We start from the raw sequence: 16,403 nt of genomic DNA on the forward strand, positions 1-16,403 counted from the left end.
CCTAGCGCCGCTCTTCCATCAGGCCGACGAGGTTGCCGTCGGGATCGCGCACAAAGGCCATCCACAGCTCGTGGTCCGGCATCTTGGCGATCAGGTGCGGCGCCGACTCCGCACGCGCGCCGCGCGCGCCCACGGCGGCATAGCTCGCCTCGAGGTCCTGCGTATTGAAGTAGAGCGTGGAATTCGCGCCCACCGCGCCAGCACCTTGCGGCGTGCTGAGCATCAGCCGCACGCTGCCGGCCTGCACAAAGGCCAGCTGCGGCCCGGCGCTGAAGAGGAAGCGCAGGCCCAGCGCATCGCGGTAGAAGGCCAGGGCCTGCTCCACGTCGCTGACGGTGATGGCGATCTGCCCGATGTCGCCCAGGGCGGGGCTGTGGATGGCGGTGCTCATGCCCCGATGCTGCACCTGGTGAGGCCCGCCCAGGCAGCGGGAAAACATGGGGCTGGCACCATACTTGCTGAAGTCTGGCGATCTGCCATTCAGCCTTTGCGAGACGACCATGAGCACCTCTTCCCCCCTGCACCAGATTCCCGGCCGCACCCGCAAGCTGCCACCCCTGCGCGTGGGCGTAGGCGGGCCGGTCGGCTCGGGCAAGACGACGCTCGTCGAGGTGCTGTGCAAGGCGCTGCGCGAGCGCTACGAGCTGGTGGTGGTCACCAACGACATCTACACCAAGGAAGACCAGCGCCTGCTGACCGTGGCCGGCGCACTGGAGCCGGAGCGCATCATGGGCGTGGAAACCGGCGGCTGCCCGCACACCGCGATCCGGGAGGACGCTTCGATCAACCTGGAGGCGGTGGACCGCATGCTGGGCCTGTTCCCCAATGCCGACATCGTTTTCATCGAGAGCGGCGGCGACAACCTGGCCGCCACCTTCAGCCCCGAGCTGTCGGACCTGACGATCTACGTGATCGACGTGGCTGCCGGCGAGAAGATTCCGCGCAAGGGCGGGCCCGGCATCACCAAGAGCGACCTGTTCGTGATCAACAAGACCGATCTGGCGCCCTATGTGGGTGCCAATCTGGAAGTGATGGAGGCCGACACCCGGCGCATGCGGCCGACGCGACCCTTCGTGATGAGCAACCTGAAGACCGGTGCAGGGCTGGATCAGGTGATAGCCTTCATCGAGACCAAGGGCCTCTTGAAGGCCTGAGCCGGCGGTGGGCCGGGCTTGATCAGGCCGGCTGCAGCGCGATGACGCGGCGCGGGGTGGCCGCTTCGCCACCGCAGTGCGCGGCGCCGTGGCAGCGGCTGACCGCCGCATCGAATTCCTCGCGGGCGCAATCCAGGCAGCTGCCGCAGGCCGAGCCCACGGCGGTTTCATCCTGCAGCAGCTCGAAGTTGCGCACGCCCGAGGCCACGGCATGGCGGATGTCGCGATCGGAAACGCGGTGGCAGAGGCAAACGATCATGGGGCTGCGAGGCAATCCAGAGGGGATGCCCGCAGTCTATCGCAAATGCGAACCCTTCTCAATCACGTTCGCAACACCCCGCCGGATGGAGGGCTTCAGCTGCCCTCGCCGACCTGGCTTTGCAACCAGTTCTGCTCGCCGAGCTGGGCCACGAGGCCGATCTGGGTTTCCAGGTGGTCGATGTGCTCCTCGGTGTCCTTGAGGATGTCTTCGAGGATCTCGCGGGAGACATAGTCGCGCACCGCCTCGCAATGGGCGATGCCGTCCTTCAGCTCGGCGAGCGAGCCGGTCTCGATGCGCAGGTCGCAATCCAGCGTCTCGACGGCGGACTCGCCGATGTAGAGCTTGCCCAGGTCCTGCAGATTGGGCAGGCCGTCGATCTGCAGGATGCGCTCGATCAGCTTGTCGGCGTGCTTCATCTCCTCGATCGACTCTTCGTACTCATGCTTGGCCAGCCGCATCAGGCCCCAGTTCTTCAGCATGCGGGCATGCAGGAAATACTGGTTGATGGCGGTCAGCTCGTTCTTCAGCTGGGCGTTCAGAAACTCCAGCACCTTGGCGTCGCCTTGCATCTTGTTCTCCACGAGGAATCAAACCGCGCGATTGTGCGTCGGTCGCTGGTCCGCCGACCACATGTCCCCACCGCCGCAGCCGAACTGCGACGCCTTCGCAATCGCATCGGCATCGACGCCGATCTGGACATCGCCATTTGTTTTGTTGCACTTGCGAATCATTCTCATTTATAGTGCCTGCATGTCCACTTCAATCCCCGCCCCCAGCCCTCGGCCCATGGCGCCTCCTGCAACGGCGCCGCGCCTGAGCAGCCAGGCCCTGCTGCAGGGCCGCCGCGAGGTCGAGATCGAGCATGCCGGCCAGGTCTACCGCCTGCGCCTGACCACCCTGGGCAAGCTGATCCTGACCAAGTAGCCCTTACGTTCACCTGTCATCACCGCACCAGCCAGCCTGCGCCAGCCCGTGCCAGTCACCTCACAAGGACTCGCCCATGCTGTCGCGCAAGACTCCGGTCGCGCTGGCGCTCGCCGCCCTCTTCGGTTCTGCACAGAGCCAGACCGCCCCCTTTCCCGCCACCGTCCCCGCCGCGCCCGCTGCTGAACCCACCCGCCTCGGCGAGCTGACGGTCAGCGCCACCCGCACCGAACGCAGCACCGATGCCGTGCCAAGCACGGTGACGGTCTACGACAAGAAACGCCTGCAGCAACGCGAGGCCCGCGACCTCAAGGACCTGCTGGAAAACGAGGTCGACATCGCCGTACGCGCCGTCGCACCGCGCTTCACTGCCGCCGGCGCCTCGACCGGCCGGGGTGGCAACGAGGGCATCAATATCCGCGGCCTCGAAGGCAACCAGGTGCTGATGATGATCGACGGCATCCGCATGCCGCAGAGCTTCAGCTTCGGTGCCTTCGCCAGCGGCCGCGCCGACTACGTGGATGTCGACATGCTGGCCGGCGCGGAAGTGCTGCGCGGCCCGGCCTCGGCCCAGTTCGGCAGCGACGGCCTGGCCGGCGCGCTGAGCCTGCGCACGCTGTCGCCGTCCGACCTGCTGGTGAATGGCAAGACGCAGGCCGGCTTCCTCACGGCAGGCGCCTTGAGCACCGATCACTCGAAGAAGCTCACCGGCGCCTTCGCCGCCTCGGCAGGCGCTTGGGAAGGCCTCGTGATGGCCACGGTCCGGAGCGGCCATGAGACCGAGAACCAGGGCGACAACCATGCCCTCAACAGCAGCCGCACCGCACCGAACCCGTCCGACATCAACACCGACACGGTGATGGGCAAGCTGGGCCTGAAGATCGACGCAAAACAGCGGCTGATGGCCACGCTGGAAGCGCGCCGCCGCAAGACCGACACCGACGTGATCAGCGCCCGCGCCGCCAGCTTCAGCACCGCCACGCCCACCGCCGTGGTCTCGCTGCAGGCGAACGACCAGCTCGACCGCCAGCGCTTCTCGCTGGAGCACCGCTACGAAGACCTGAACGCCGAGTGGCTGCAGTCGCTGAAGACCACGGTCTATGCGCAAGACAGCAAGACGCGGCAGTACGCCTACGAAGACCGCTACATCTCCGCCGACCGCACGCGCGACGGCCACTACCAGGAGAAGCTGATCGGTCTCTCCAGCGTCGGCCAGACGCAGCTCAGCGGCCAGCGCCTCAGCTACGGCCTGGACCTCAGCCGCAACCGCATCTCCGGCCTGCGCGATGGCACGGTGCCGCCGGCCGGCGAGAGCTTCCCGAACAAGCCCTTCCCCGACACCGACTACACCTTGGCCGGCGCCTTTGTGCAGGACGAGATCGAGGCCGGCGACTTCAGCCTGATCCCGGCCCTGCGCTTCGAACACTACTCGCTCAAGCCCAAGGCCGAGGGCTACACCGGTGGTGCCGTGGTGGCCCTGTCCGACCAGGCGGTGACGCCGCGCCTCGGCCTGATCTGGCGTGCCTCGCCCGGCTTGCAGCCCTACGCGCAGTGGTCCCTGGGCTTCCGCGCACCGACGCCGGACCAGGTCAACAACGGCTTCGCCAACCCCACCCAGGGCTACCGCAGCATAGGCAACCCGGACCTGAAACCCGAGCACGCCAACAGCCTGGAAGTGGGCCTGCGCGGCAAGCTGGCCGAGACGCTGCGCTGGCAGCTGAGCGCCTACGACAACCACTACCGCGACTTCATCAGCCAGGAGGTGATCAGCGGCGCAGGCACGACCAGCAATCCGCTGGTGTTCCAGTACGTCAACCTCGCCACCGCCCGCATCCGCGGCGCCGAGGCGCGCCTGATGTGGCAGCCGCTGGCCGGTCTCAGCCTCAGCGGCGCAATCTCGCAGACGCGGGGCCACAGCGAGCGCGCCGGCGTGCAGACGCAGCTGGACACCGTGCAGCCGACGCGCGCCAACCTCGCCGCCCGCTGGGAAATCGGCGACTGGGATCTGCAGGCCGCCTGGCTGCACAGCGCCGCCAAACCCGCCTCGCGCAGCAGCACGGCGACCAACTTCCTGCCGCCGAGCTACGACGTGATCGACCTGGGCGCCAGCTACCGCATCAGCCCGACGCTGCGCCTCGCGGCCTTCGTCACCAACCTCACCGACAAGAAGTACTGGCGCTGGTCCGACGTGCGCGGCATCGCCGCCACCAGCACCGTGCTCGACGGCTACACCGCCCCCGGCCGCCAGCTGCAGCTCTCGCTGCGCGCCGATTTCTGATCGAGAAAAGGAACCAGACCATGCAAGCCAGCTTTGCCCCCCTCCGCCAAGCTTTTGCCAATGCCCGCCAGCAAGCCCAGGACGCCGCCAGACCCGCTCGCCATCGCGACATCGCCGCGCGGCTGGACATCTCCGAAGGCGAGCTGATCGCTGCCCATTGCGGCGAGTTCGCATCCAGCCAGTCGCCGCTGCAGGCCCGCCGCCTGCGCGAGGAATGGAGCCTCTTGATCGAATCGCTGGAGCCGCTGGGCGAGCTGATGGCGCTGACGCGCAACGAATCCTGCGTGCACGAGAAGGTCGGCGTCTACGCCCATGCGAGCACGCAGCATGGCGTGGGCCTCGTGCTGGGCGGCGCCATCGACCTGCGCGTGTTCTATGCCCAATGGGCCCATGGCTTTGCGGTCACCGAGCGCCTCGCCGACGGCGCGATCCGGCGCAGCCTGCAGTTCTTCGATCCCGCCGGCCAGGCGGTGCACAAGATCTTCCTGCGGCCGGGCACCGAGGTCGCGGCCTTCGAGTCCCTGGTCGAGCTCTTCCTGGCCGAAGACCAGCAGCCCGGCATGGCGCTGGGCACCGCCTGGTCGGATGCGGCCGAGAAGCCCGATGCGGAGATCGATGTCGCGGCCTTCCGCCAGGCCTGGGCCTCGCTGCGCGACACGCACGAGTTCTTCGGCCTGCTCAAGCGCTTCGGTGTCTCGCGCACCCAGGCTCTGCGGCTCGCCGATGCCAGGTTCGTCCAGCCGCTCGCAGCCGCCAGCGCCCAGGAGCTGCTGACCCGCGCGGCGCAGGAGGCCGTGCCCCTCATGTGCTTCGTCGGCAACCCCGGCATGATCCAGATCCACAGCGGCCCGGTGAAGCGCGTGGCCGTGATGGGCCCCTGGCTCAATGTGCTGGACCCTGGCTTCAACCTGCACCTGCGCGAGGACCACATCGCCAGCGCCTGGCTGGTGCGCAAGCCCACCAGCGACGGCCTGGTCTGCTCGCTGGAACTGTTCGACGCGAAGCAGCAGCTGATCGCCCAGTTCTTCGGCGAGCGCAAGCCCGGCCAGGCCGAGCGCTGCGACTGGCGCGAGCTGCTGGAAAGCCTCTGCGACACGACGCCGCTGGAGGCGGCATGCTGACCCGCCGCGCGCTGCTGGCGCTGGCGCCGGCAGCGCTTGCCTTGCGACCGTCTGTGGCCGCGCCGGCCCAGCGCGTGGTCAGTGTCGGCGGTTCGCTGACCGAAGTGGTCTACGCACTGGGCGCCGAGGCCTCGCTGGTCGGCGTGGACAGCACCTCGGTCTACCCCGCCATCGCGCGCTCGCTGCCTGATGTCGGCTACATGCGCACGCTGTCGACCGAGGGCCTGCTGGCCCTCGCTCCCACCTTGATACTCGCCACCGAAGATGCCGGCCCGCCCGCTGTGCTGCGCCAGCTGGAGCTGGCCAAGGTGCCGCTGCACATCCTGCGCTCGGAGCACCGATTCGAAGGCCTGCTGGCCCGCATCGATCGTGTCGGCGAGCTGCTCGGCCGCACGACGCAGGCCCGCGCTCTTGTTGAACGCCTGTGCGCCGAATGGGCGAGCAGCCAGCAGCGCGTGCAGCAGCTCAGCCAAGCCAGCAAGCCGCCGCGCGTGCTCTTCGTGCTGGCGCACAGCTTGGCGCAATTGCGCATCGCGGGCGAAGGCACGGCAGCAGACGCCATGCTTGGCTACGCCGGCGTGCGCAATGCGCTGTCGGGCGTGAGCGGCTACAAGCAGCTGACACCCGAGGCTGCGATTGCTGCGGCGCCGGACGTGATCCTCACCACGAGCGAAGGCCTGCAAGCCGCCGGCGGCATCGCGCCGCTCCTGCAGGCTCCGGGCCTCGCCATGACGCCGGCCGGCCGCGCACGCCGCGTCGTCGCCTTCGACGCGCTGGCCCTGCTGGGCTTCGGCCCGCGCCTGCCGCAGTTGCTGCCCAAGCTGGCCGAGTCGCTGCACCAGGCATGAACCCGGGCATGAAGCAAGACCTGACCCTTGGCGGCATGGCCGCGCCAGCTAGGCGCTGGCCCCGCCCTTCGCCGGTCCTTGCGCTGGGTCTGCTGACGCTGCTGGCCGCCGTGGCCTGCGCGCAGCTGGGCGCGCTGCCGATTCCGCTCGGCGACTGGCTGCTGCCGCCCTGGGTCGAGAGCGACGGCTTCAGCGGCAGCGCCCATGTGCTGTGGCAGCTGCGCCTGCCTCGCCTGGTGCTCGCCATGGCGGTGGGCGCCGCGCTGGCCCTGGCGGGGTCGCTGGCGCAGGCGCTATTCCGCAACCCGATGGCCGACCCCGGCTTGCTGGGCGTGAGCAGCGGTGCCGGCGCCGCCGTGGCCTTGTCGCTGACGGTGTTCGCCAGCCTGCAGTTCGCGCTGCCGCCGGCCTTGCGGATGTGGCTGCTGCCGGCGGTCGGCTTCGTCGGCGCACTGACGGTCTGCTTCGCCCTGGAACGCATGGCTCGCTGGCTGGCACCGGGCTCGATCGCTGGGCTCCTGCTCACCGGCCTGGCCTTGCAGGCCCTGTGCTTTGCGCTGATCGGCCTGTGCAGCAACCTGGCGAACGACGAGCAGTTGCGGGCGATCAATTTCTGGACGCTGGGCTCGCTGGCCGGCGCCAACTGGGCCATGGCTGGCGTGATGGTCCTGGCCCTGGCCGGCGGCGGCTGGGCCGCGCTGCGCCTGGCGCAGCAGCTCAATGCCCTGGCCCTGGGCGAGGCCGCGGCCGCCCATGTGGGCATCGAGGTGCAGGGCCTGCGCGTGCGTGCCATCGCCCTGCTGGCCTTGCTCAGCGCCCTGGCTGTGGCCTGGTGCGGCAGCATAGGTTTCATCGGCCTGATGGCGCCCCACCTGGCACGCCAGCTCGTAGGCGCCGACCTGCGCCGCGTGATCCCGGTGGCCATGCTCAGCGGTGCCCTGCTGCTCTTGATTGCCGACACCCTCGGGCGCACCGTGGCCAGCCCGGCCGAGGTGCCGGTGGGCGTCTTCAGCGCGCTGATCGGTGCGCCCTGGTTCCTCGGCTTGCTGCGCGGCGCGATGCGCCGGACGGGGAGTGCCTGATGAGCGCGCTGATGAACCTGAACGACGCAACGCTCTTGCTCGGCCAGCAGCGCTTCGGGCCCTTCCGGCTGACGCTGCAAGCGGGCGAGCGCGTGGCCATCCTGGGGCCCAGCGGCGCGGGCAAGTCCACGCTGCTGAAGCTGCTGGCGCGCGAGCTGGCGCCGGCCAGCGGCGAGCTGGTCTTCGAGGGCCGCCCCTTGAGCGAATGGTCGGTCGCGGCCCTGGCGCGCCGGCGCGCCGTGCTGCCTCAATCGCATGCGGTGGCCTTCGGCCTGCCGGTGGAGCTGGTCGTGGCCCTGGGCCGCGTGACGCTCGGCGGTGAGGCACGGCAGACGCAGCAAGCGCGCATCGTGGAGCTCGCGCTCTTGCAGGCTCAGGCCGCGCATCTGACGGGGCGGCGCTTCGACAGCCTCTCCGGCGGCGAGCAGGCGCGCGTGCAACTGGCCCGCGTGTTCGCCCAGGCCTGGGACCAGCGCGCCGGCCTGCTGCTGTTCGACGAGCCGCTGGCCGCGCTGGACCCCGGCCTCACGCTGGAGCTGATGCAGGCCATGCAGCAGTTCGCCGCCGAACGCGGCCACGCGCTGGTGGCCGTGCTGCACGACCTGAACATCGCGCTCAACCACTTCGAGCGCCTGTGGCTGCTGCGCAAGGGCCGCATCCTCGCGGACTGCGATGCCGTGCCCGCCTGCCTGCCTTTGTTGGAGCAGCTCTACGGCGTGCGCCTGCGCCTGCTGCGCGATGCCGAAGGCATGGCCGTGCTGGCCAGCCCAGGCCCCTCGATGGCGCGGGCCGCGTGATGAACAAGGCCGGCCTGGCTGTGACCTTGGCCGTGCATGGCCTGGTGCTGCTGCTCGCCCTGTCGGGCCAGCACCGGCCATCCAAGGCCGAGGCCGCCGTGCTGACCACGCGCCTGATTCCTGCGCCCGCCACACCTGCACCGACGCTCATGCCAACGCAGTTGGAGCCGGGCTTGCCAATGCCGGCCCTGCCTGCGCCACTGCCGGCGCCCGAGTTCCAGATCAGCGCCAGCGCCGAGCCCGCAGGTTTGCAGGTGGCGCCGCCCGCTGTTGCCCTCGCGGCCATGTCAGTGGCAGTGGCAGTGACGACGGCGCCCGCCGCCACCCCCGCCAACGCCGAGCCAGCACCGCCCTCAAGCCGCTACCAGCCCGCCTCGCTGCCGCCCGAGCACGGCAGCTGCAGCGCCCGGGGCGTCGAGCGCCACTACCCGGCCCTGCTGCGGGAGCGCGGTGTGCAGGGTCAGGTCTTGCTGCGGGTGCAGGTCAACGAGCAGGGCCGCGCGGCCGAGGTGCTGGTCCAGGGCGGCAGCGGCTGGCGCTTGCTCGATGAAGCGGCTCGCCAGATCGCACTGGCCTGCCCCTACCTGCCGGCCCGGCGCGGCGAGCAGCGGCTGGCGGCCTGGGTCGAGTACCCGATCCGCTTCGCCCTGCATTGAGCGATTGATTCCAGAGGAGGAGAAAACCCATGTGCGACTCAGAGAAGAACGGCAACATCTTCAGCCGCCTGCCCAGCGAGGCCGATAGCCCTGCGGGCCCAGGGCCTCGGCCGGTGCCGGCGGCGGTGAGCCAGCAGGGCTCGCGCCGGCGCCGGCTGTGGGAGCTGCCTTCGCAGGCCCTGTGCCCGGTGATCGGCGTCTGCCTGCCGATGCCGCTCTTGCGCCGGCGCCTGGCCAAGGTGCTCGGAGGCCTGGCCATGGCCGGCGACTACGAGCTGCATTGCGGCGCGATCAACGACTGCAACCGCCGCTCCGCCATTGCTGAGCTGCTGCAGAAGGAGCTGGACCAGCGCTACGCCATCGCCCTGCGGCTCGCGGCCCAGCACAAGAGCAGCGAGGCGCTGGGCCGCTGGTGGGCTGCCGCCCAGCATGGCAACGACGTGCCCGGTGCGCTGTGGGCCACGCTCACGCATGCGCGCTGCGACAACGCTCTGCAAGAGCTGGTGCTGCGTGACATCCACATGATCCAGCACCAGGTGGGCAGCGCCGAGCGCGCCGACCTGGCCCGCCTCAATGCGCTGGAGGAAGAGAACCGCGTGCTGGGCCGCGAGCTGGCGCAGGCGCAGAGCCGCAACACCCGCCTCACGCAGGAGCGGGCGCTGGAGGTCGAGCGCCTGCAATCCGACGCGCTGCGCCTGCGCGCAGAGCTGCTTGGCCGCGACACCTTGCTGGCCGGCCTGCGCGAGGAGCTGCAGCAGCTCGAAGCAGCCGTGCCGGGCCTGCGCCATCGCCAGGAGCAGGCCGAGCAGATCCGCCTGCAGCTCGCACGCATCCACGAGCTGGAGCGTGCCCTATTGATCGCTCAGCAGCAGCAGGAGCGCGAACGCCGCCGCGCCGAAGAAGCACATCAAGCCCTGGCCTCGGTCCCGGCCTCACCCGGCCTGGCCGACGACGAGCAGGCCCTGCCCGAGCTGAGCGAGCGCGCCGTGCTGTGCGTGGGCGGCCGGCAATCGGTGGTGCCCATCTATCGGCAACTGATCGAGCGCACTGGCGGCCGCTTCCTGCATCACGATGGCGGCGAGGAAGACGCCGTGGCCAAGCTCGACGCCAGCCTCGCGGCCGCCGACCTCGTGATCTGCCAGACCGGCTGCATCAGCCACGACGCCTACTGGCGTGTGAAGGACCATTGCAAGCGCCACGGCAAGCGCTGCGTCTTCGTCGACAAACCCAGTGCCAGCAGCCTGCAGCGCGCGCTCGGCGGGCTGGGCAGCAAGGAGACGGCGAGCGAATCGCTGCCCAGTCCGAACTAGCCACGCGGCTGGCTTGTCTTGCAATTAGATATATTTGCAATATTCCGATCAAGAGAAGAGCGCCATGCAAGCCAATTACATCGCCGGCCAATGGCTGGACGGCGTCGCCGCCCGCCCCAACATCAATCCGTCCGACACCGAGGACCTGATCGGCCACTACGCGCAGGCCGATGCTGCCCAGGCCGAGTCTGCGATTGCTGCGGCCTACGCAGCCGCGCCGGCCTGGGGCTTGAGCAGCCCCCAGCTGCGGGCCGATGCGCTGGACCGCATAGGCAGCGAGATCCAGGCCCGCCGCGAGGAGCTGGGCCAGTTGCTGGCCCGCGAGGAAGGCAAGACCCTGCCGGAAGCGATTGGCGAGGTCGGCCGCGCGGCGGCCATCTTCAAGTTCTTTGCCCAGGAAACGCTGCGCCTGCGGGGCGACAAGCTGGCCTCGGTGCGGCCCGGCATCGAGATCGAGGTGACGCGTGAGCCGCTGGGTGTGGTGGGCATCATCACGCCCTGGAATTTCCCCATCGCCATCCCCGCCTGGAAGATCGCGCCGGCCCTGGCCTATGGCAACTGCGTGGTGTTCAAGCCGGCTGAACTGGTGCCGGCCTCGGCCTGGGCGCTTTCCGAAATCATCTCGCGCGCCGGCCTGCCGACGGGCGTGTTCAACCTGGTGATGGGGCCCGGCTCGGTGGTAGGCCAAGCCCTGCTGGACGACCGCCGCGTGGCCGCGATCAGCTTCACCGGCTCGCAGGCCACAGGCCAGCGCGTGGCGCAGGCGGCCGTGCGGCGCGGCGCCAAGTTCCAGCTCGAGATGGGCGGCAAGAACCCACTCCTGGTGCTGGCCGATGCCGACCTCGAACAGGCCGTGAACTGCGCCATCCAGGGCGGCTTCTACTCGACCGGCCAGCGCTGCACGGCCTCGAGCCGCATCATCGTCGAGCGCTCGATCTACAGCCGCTTCGCCGAGCGCATGACCGAGGCTACGCGTGCACTGCGCGTGGGCCATGCGCTGAAGGCCGAGACGCAGATCGGCCCGGTCGTGGATGCTAGCCAATTGCAGCAGGACCTGGACTACATCGCCATCGCCCGCAACGAAGGCGCGCGCCTGCTGGCAGGAGGTGAGTTGCTAACCCTGGAAAGACCTGGTCATTATTTGAGCCCCGCCCTGTTCGGCGACTGCGACAACGCGATGCGTCACTGCCAGGAAGAGATCTTCGGCCCGGTGCTGAGCCTGATCCCCTGCGACAGCTACGAACACGGCCTGCAGCTCGCCAACGACACGCCCTTCGGCCTGTCCAGCGGCATCTGCACCGGCTCGCTGAAATACGCCAGCCACTTCAAGCGCCACTCGCAGTCCGGCATGGTGATGGTGAACTGCCCGACTGCCGGCGTGGACTATCACGTGCCCTTCGGCGGCCGCAAGGGATCGAGCTACGGGCCGCGCGAGCAAGGCAGCTACGCGACCGAGTTCTTCACCAGCGTCAAGACCAGCTACATCCAGGCCTGAGAGGCCGCCCCGCAGCGTTCGAAACGTGCGATAGCGCACGATTGAGACCAGGCCTCACCCGATGTCGGGGGAGGCTTGCGGACCCTCAGATTCCTAGAATTCGCGTCGATCGCAAAGCTTGCGACACAACAACAGCGGATGAGGGATAGAGGGAAATGAAGACAGGTCAGTCCAGGCTTGGCGCAGCACGGCTGCGCGCCATCAACGCATTTTGCGCCGGCATGCTGCTGGCTGCAGCCACGGCAGCACAGGCCTCGCCGGTGGTCAATTTCGGTGCGGCAGCCGAGTACAGCGGTTTCTTCTTCGGCAACCTGACGGCGCATTCCGACGTCGAAGGTCGCCTGGCCGTGCGCGGCAATGTCGACATCAACAGCATCTCGGTCGGCTACCGCAACCCCTCGCCGAGCGGCGCGAGCGGCAGCAATGCGGCGAGCCTCGTGGTCGGCGGCAACGTCAAGATCCGCGACGGCGCGATCTACAACGGCCCCACCAACGCCAGCGTCAACAACAACGCCGGCATGGGACCGACCGAGGCCGCCTGGCTGGCCGGTGGCGTGCAGCAAGGCACGGGCGTCTACGGCGGCGTAGACCGCGGCTCCAACAAGCAACTGGCGCTCAGCAAGGGTGACTCTGCTGCGATCCAGCAGATGTTCACGGACACCAGCGTGCTGCTGCGCGGCCTCTCGAACGAGCTCGGCGCGCTGGCCAACACCGGCAACATCACGCGCGGCTGGGACCTCGGCCTGCGTGGCGGCACAGCCCAGGCGGGTGCTGGCCTGCAGGTATTCAACATCGCCGACAACCTGCTCAAGCCCTTCACGCTGGATGCCAGCAGCTTCGACAGCGACGACTACATCCTGATCAACCTGACGGCCAGCGGCACCGTGAAGTTCGGCTTCGACTACGTGGGCAGCAATCTCTCGGCCTTTGCCGACCGCCTGATCTTCAATGTGATGAACGCCGACAAGGTCGAGTTGCACTCGGGCTACGGCATGTTGCTGGCCCAGCAGGCCGACATCGTGGCCGCCAGCTCCGGCCATTGGGAGGGCACGGTCGTGGCCAACAACATGCTGTCGACCATCGAGATCGGCTACGAGCCCACACGCCAGCAAACGCCGCCGGCCCGCGTGCCCGAGCCGCAGGGCCTGGCCCTGGTGGCAGCGGCCCTTGCCGCGATGCTGTTCGCGCTGCGCCGCCGAGCGCGCTGAAAAAAGCCGTTAGCGAACCTGGGCGACGTTTCGCAGCGCCTTGACGGCGCCCTCGCCCATGGCCGCGCCAAAGCGCTTGGCCAGGCGCTCGGCCACGTTGTCGCGCGGCGTGTAGTCAATGACCTCCTCGGCCTTGACCACCTCGCGCGCCACGTAGTCCAGGCTGCCGAAGTCATCGGCCAGGCCCATCTTGACGGCCTGCTCGCCGTTCCAGAACAGGCCGGAGAAGGTCTCCGGCGTTTCCTTCAGGCGCTTGCCGCGGCCTTCCTTCACCACGGCGATGAACTGGCCGTGGATCTGGTCCAGCATGGCCTGCGCATAGCCGCGCTGCTGGGCCGACATCGGCGTGAACGGGTCCAGCATGCCCTTGTTGCTGCCGGCGGTCAGCAGGCGGCGCTCGACGCCCAGCTTCTCCATCAGGCCGGTGTAGCCGAAGCCGTCCATCAGCACGCCGATGGAGCCGACGATGGAGGCCTTGTCCACGTAAATCTCGTCGGCTGCTGCCGCGATGTAGTAGGCACCCGACGCGCAGATTTCCTCGACCACCGCGTAGACCTTCTTGCGATGGATGGCCTTGAGGCGCTTGATCTCGTCGTAGACGATGCCGGCCTGCACCGGGCTGCCGCCCGGTGAATTGATGCGCAGCACCACGGCCTCGGCGCCCTGGTCTTCGAAGGCGTTCTTCAAGGCCGACAGCATCAGCTCCGCGCTGGCCTCGGTGTCGACAGCGATCTCGCCGCGCAGCTCGATCAGGGCCGTGTGCGGGGTGCTCGGTGCGCCGCCTGGATGGCGCTGCGAGAAGAACAGCAGCCAGGCGAGGAACAGGAAGAATCCGAGCCAGGCCAGGCGGAAGAACACGCGCCAGCGGCGCTCGCTGCGGCGGTCGGCCAGGTAGCTCAGCGCGAACTGGGCCAGCAGTTGCTCATGGCCTGATGCACTGGCTGCGCTGGCTGTACCGGTGGCGGCGGCCGACTGCTGTGCGGCCGCCTCCGGCTTCGGATCGGGAAGGGGCTGGGGCAGGTCGTCGCTCATGGTGCTCGGTCGTTCATTCAATCAATCGATCAACAAATCAGTCTTCAAAGACCGGCTTGGTGTCGCGGGAAGGATACCAATACACCTGGCCTTCCCTCTCGCTGACCTCGATCTTGGTCAGGCCGATGCGGCCGCACATGCCAGTGACGCAGCGGCCGCTCAGCGGGTCGTACACGGCACCATGGATGGAGCACATGATGTATTGCTTGTCCGCGTCGAGGAACTCGCCCTCCTGCCAGTCCATCTCGGTGGGCACATGGGCGCAGCGGTTCAGGTAGGCCACGACCTGGCCCTCGAAGCGCAAGGCAAAGGCGCGCGCCGGCTGGCGGTACTGCAACACGTCGAAGCTGTGGGCGCGGCCGCGCTCCTCCAGCTCGCTCGAGGCGCAGAGCGGCAAGCCCGCGGGCTTGTGGTCTTCTGATTCAGGCATGTTCGAGCAGCCAGCGCTGCAGTTCAGGAACGGAATGGCAAATATGCAGCGCGCCGAATGACGTGAGATCGGCAGGGTCATGCGCGCCATAGCCGACGGCCAGGCTGGCCGTGCCGGCGTTTTGCGCCAGCAGCAGGTCGTGACTGGTGTCGCCGATCATCAAGGTGCGCTCGGGTTCGGCGCCGAACTCGCGCATCAGCTGCAAGAGCATGGTCGGGTCGGGCTTGCCGGCGGTTTCGTCGGCCGTCCGGGTGCCGTCGAACAGGCCTTGCAAATCGGGCGCCTGCAACACCCGGTCCAGGCCGTTGCGACTCTTGCCGGTGGCCACGGCCAGCCAGTGGTGGCGGGCCTTCAGCGCTCGCAGCAGGTCCAGCGCCCCGTCGAACAGGCTCAGCTGGTCTTCAGCCGCAAAAAAGTGGCGGCGAAAGGCCTGGCCCAGTTCGGGATAGCGCTCGCGCGGCAGCGTCGGCATCGCATGGGCCAGGGCCTGGTAGAGGTCCAGGCCGATCACGTAGCTGGCCTGCTCGTCCGTGGGCACGGGCAGGCCGAGGTCGGCGGCCGCCCGCTGGATGCACTGGCCGATCAGCGCCGTCGAGTCGTAGAGCGTGCCGTCCCAATCGAAGACGATCAGGTCGAAGCGCTGCGGCCGGCTGCTCATGGCTGCACCGCTTTCACCAGCGCCGCGCACTCGGGCGGCAACTCGGCCTGCAGCTCTATCGTCTCGCCGCTGGCCGGGTGCGTGAACTGCAGGCGCTTGGCATGCAGGAACATGCGGTCGAACTTCAGCGGGCCGCGGGCGATGGCGCGGTTGGCTTCGAAGTCACCGTACTTGGGGTCGCCGACGATGGGGTGGCCCGCATGGGCCAGGTGCACGCGGATCTGGTGGGTGCGGCCGGTCTTGATGGTCACGTCGAGCAGGCTGTAGCCCTTGAGCTTCTGGGCGACGCGCACCAGACTGATCGAGCGCTTGGCCTGCTCGGCCTGCGGATCGAGCGAGTTCTCGACCGCCCTCACCCAGCGTTCGCCATCGCTGCCGATGAACTTCAGCAGCGGCACATCGATCACCTTCTTGTTCGCGGCCCATTCGCCGATCACCAGGGCCGCATAGGTCTTGCCGGTCTCGCGCTCGCGGAATTGGTCCTGCAGAGCGGTCAGCGCACTGCGCTTCTTGGCGATCAGCAAGAGGCCGGAGGTTTCCTTGTCAAGGCGGTGCACCAGTTCCAGGAACTTGGCCGTCGGCCTTGCCTGGCGCAATTGCTCGATCACGCCGAAGGAGACGCCCGAACCGCCATGCACGGCCACGCCGGCCGGCTTGTTGAGGGCGATCAGGTGCTCGTCTTCAAAGACGATGGGGAATTCCCGGGGCGGCACGGCCGGCGCTGCTGCTTTTTCGGGCAGGCGCACCGGCGGCACGCGGACCTCGTCGCCGATCTCCAGCCGGGTGTCGGCCTGGGCGCGGCCCTTGTTCACCCGCACCTCGCCGGCGCGGATCACGCGGTAGACATGGGTCTTGGGCACACCCTTCAACTCGCGCAGCAGGAAGTTGTCCAGACGCTGGCCGGCCGAACCTTCGTCCACGATCACGCGGCGAACCTGGGGTTTGTCCGGGGTGCTGTTTGTCGCTGGGACGGGTGGCGGGGCCTGCTTCGCAGCGGCGGGGCGCTGGGTTTTGGCCCGTATAATGTTGCTGACCACAAGTCCGCTCTAAGTGTTTGATTTTTCAGATTTTAGCCGTGCGAGCAGCACGGAAACGCTGAAAGCTGACAGTGGCGACTAGGGAAGGAACGCAAGTTCCTGCCTGGTCAA

At 68.5% G+C, this 16,403-nt stretch carries 19 protein-coding genes; 11 read left to right on the forward strand and 8 right to left on the reverse strand.

Translation table 11 applies throughout. The features are described from left to right. Window position 1: 1 nt before the first annotated feature. Window positions 2-391, reverse strand: coding sequence for a VOC family protein (locus J7U46_RS05330; RefSeq protein ID WP_282823782.1), 390 nt, complete (start codon window positions 389-391; stop codon window positions 2-4). A gap of 109 nt (window positions 392-500) precedes the next feature. Between J7U46_RS05330 and ureG the strand changes: the two genes are divergently transcribed. Then, window positions 501-1,154: an urease accessory protein UreG gene (gene ureG, locus J7U46_RS05335; RefSeq protein ID WP_282823783.1), complete on the forward strand. Its 654-nt coding sequence runs from the start codon at window positions 501-503 to the stop codon at window positions 1,152-1,154. A 22-nt stretch (window positions 1,155-1,176) separates the two neighbouring features. On the opposite strand, the gene J7U46_RS05340 is transcribed toward ureG, so the two are convergent. The 3 genes from J7U46_RS05340 to J7U46_RS05350 form a co-directional block, all read right to left on the reverse strand. Continuing rightward, on the reverse strand, window positions 1,177-1,413 hold the full coding sequence (locus J7U46_RS05340) for a (2Fe-2S)-binding protein (protein ID WP_282823784.1): 237 nt from the start codon (window positions 1,411-1,413) through the stop codon (window positions 1,177-1,179). 95 nt (window positions 1,414-1,508) lie between these two features. Then, window positions 1,509-1,985, reverse strand: coding sequence for a bacterioferritin (gene bfr, locus J7U46_RS05345; RefSeq protein ID WP_282823785.1), 477 nt, complete (start codon window positions 1,983-1,985; stop codon window positions 1,509-1,511). Window positions 1,986-2,003: 18 nt separating this feature from the next. Continuing rightward, window positions 2,004-2,153 carry a hypothetical protein gene (locus J7U46_RS05350; protein ID WP_282823786.1) on the reverse strand — a complete coding sequence of 50 codons (150 nt, stop codon included), beginning with the start codon at window positions 2,151-2,153 and terminating at the stop codon, window positions 2,004-2,006. A 49-nt stretch (window positions 2,154-2,202) separates the two neighbouring features. Here J7U46_RS05350 and J7U46_RS05355 point away from each other — a divergent pair, with 49 nt between their 5' ends. The 10 genes from J7U46_RS05355 (at window position 2,203) to J7U46_RS05400 (ending at window position 13,135) form a co-directional block, all read left to right on the forward strand. Further along, the gene (locus tag J7U46_RS05355) at window positions 2,203-2,340 is read left to right on the forward strand and encodes a hemin uptake protein HemP (RefSeq protein ID WP_282823787.1); all 138 of its coding nucleotides are present in this window, start codon (window positions 2,203-2,205) and stop codon (window positions 2,338-2,340) included. A 76-nt stretch (window positions 2,341-2,416) separates the two neighbouring features. Next, window positions 2,417-4,618, forward strand: a complete 2,202-nt coding sequence (locus tag J7U46_RS05360; RefSeq protein ID WP_282823788.1) for a TonB-dependent hemoglobin/transferrin/lactoferrin family receptor — start codon at window positions 2,417-2,419, stop codon at window positions 4,616-4,618. Window positions 4,619-4,638: 20 nt separating this feature from the next. Further along, the gene (locus J7U46_RS05365; RefSeq protein WP_282823789.1) at window positions 4,639-5,739 is read left to right on the forward strand and encodes a ChuX/HutX family heme-like substrate-binding protein; all 1,101 of its coding nucleotides are present in this window, start codon (window positions 4,639-4,641) and stop codon (window positions 5,737-5,739) included. After that, complete coding sequence (locus tag J7U46_RS05370; protein WP_282823790.1) at window positions 5,733-6,587, forward strand: ABC transporter substrate-binding protein; 855 nt, start codon at window positions 5,733-5,735, stop codon at window positions 6,585-6,587. Before J7U46_RS05365 ends, J7U46_RS05370 begins: the two co-directional genes overlap by 7 nt. An 8-nt stretch (window positions 6,588-6,595) precedes the next feature. Next, entirely contained in the window at window positions 6,596-7,669 is a 1,074-nt protein-coding gene (locus tag J7U46_RS05375) for an iron ABC transporter permease (RefSeq protein WP_282823791.1), read from the forward strand. Next, entirely contained in the window at window positions 7,669-8,466 is a 798-nt protein-coding gene (locus tag J7U46_RS05380; protein WP_282823792.1) for an ATP-binding cassette domain-containing protein, read from the forward strand. The genes J7U46_RS05375 and J7U46_RS05380 overlap by 1 nt, the downstream gene beginning before the upstream one ends. Next, on the forward strand, window positions 8,466-9,122 hold the full coding sequence (locus tag J7U46_RS05385) for an energy transducer TonB (RefSeq protein ID WP_282824986.1): 657 nt from the start codon (window positions 8,466-8,468) through the stop codon (window positions 9,120-9,122). The genes J7U46_RS05380 and J7U46_RS05385 overlap by 1 nt, the downstream gene beginning before the upstream one ends. A 29-nt stretch (window positions 9,123-9,151) precedes the next feature. Then, the gene (locus tag J7U46_RS05390; protein WP_282823793.1) at window positions 9,152-10,432 is read left to right on the forward strand and encodes a DUF2325 domain-containing protein; all 1,281 of its coding nucleotides are present in this window, start codon (window positions 9,152-9,154) and stop codon (window positions 10,430-10,432) included. Between the two features lie 64 nt (window positions 10,433-10,496). Beyond that, window positions 10,497-11,927 (forward strand): aldehyde dehydrogenase family protein, encoded by a 1,431-nt coding sequence (locus J7U46_RS05395; RefSeq protein WP_282823794.1) that lies wholly within the window; start codon window positions 10,497-10,499, stop codon window positions 11,925-11,927. Window positions 11,928-12,082: 155 nt separating this feature from the next. Beyond that, window positions 12,083-13,135, forward strand: a complete 1,053-nt coding sequence (locus J7U46_RS05400) for a collagen-binding domain-containing protein (protein ID WP_282823795.1) — start codon at window positions 12,083-12,085, stop codon at window positions 13,133-13,135. Window positions 13,136-13,144: 9 nt separating this feature from the next. Here J7U46_RS05400 and J7U46_RS05405 read toward each other — a convergent pair whose 3' ends face one another. The 4 genes from J7U46_RS05405 to J7U46_RS05420 are packed head-to-tail and all read right to left on the reverse strand — an operon-like array spanning window position 13,145 to window position 16,181. After that, window positions 13,145-14,167 (reverse strand): S49 family peptidase, encoded by a 1,023-nt coding sequence (locus tag J7U46_RS05405; protein ID WP_282823796.1) that lies wholly within the window; start codon window positions 14,165-14,167, stop codon window positions 13,145-13,147. A 37-nt stretch (window positions 14,168-14,204) separates the two neighbouring features. Next, complete coding sequence (locus J7U46_RS05410; protein ID WP_282823797.1) at window positions 14,205-14,597, reverse strand: Rieske 2Fe-2S domain-containing protein; 393 nt, start codon at window positions 14,595-14,597, stop codon at window positions 14,205-14,207. Then, window positions 14,590-15,255 (reverse strand): HAD-IA family hydrolase, encoded by a 666-nt coding sequence (locus tag J7U46_RS05415; RefSeq protein WP_282823798.1) that lies wholly within the window; start codon window positions 15,253-15,255, stop codon window positions 14,590-14,592. The genes J7U46_RS05410 and J7U46_RS05415 overlap by 8 nt, the downstream gene beginning before the upstream one ends. After that, window positions 15,252-16,181, reverse strand: a complete 930-nt coding sequence (locus J7U46_RS05420) for an RluA family pseudouridine synthase (RefSeq protein ID WP_282823799.1) — start codon at window positions 16,179-16,181, stop codon at window positions 15,252-15,254. Before J7U46_RS05420 ends, J7U46_RS05415 begins: the two co-directional genes overlap by 4 nt. Between the last annotated feature and the right edge of the window lie 222 nt (window positions 16,182-16,403).

The organism is Pelomonas sp. V22 (genome assembly GCF_030014915.1).
Taxonomy (GTDB): domain Bacteria; phylum Pseudomonadota; class Gammaproteobacteria; order Burkholderiales; family Burkholderiaceae_C; genus JAUASW01.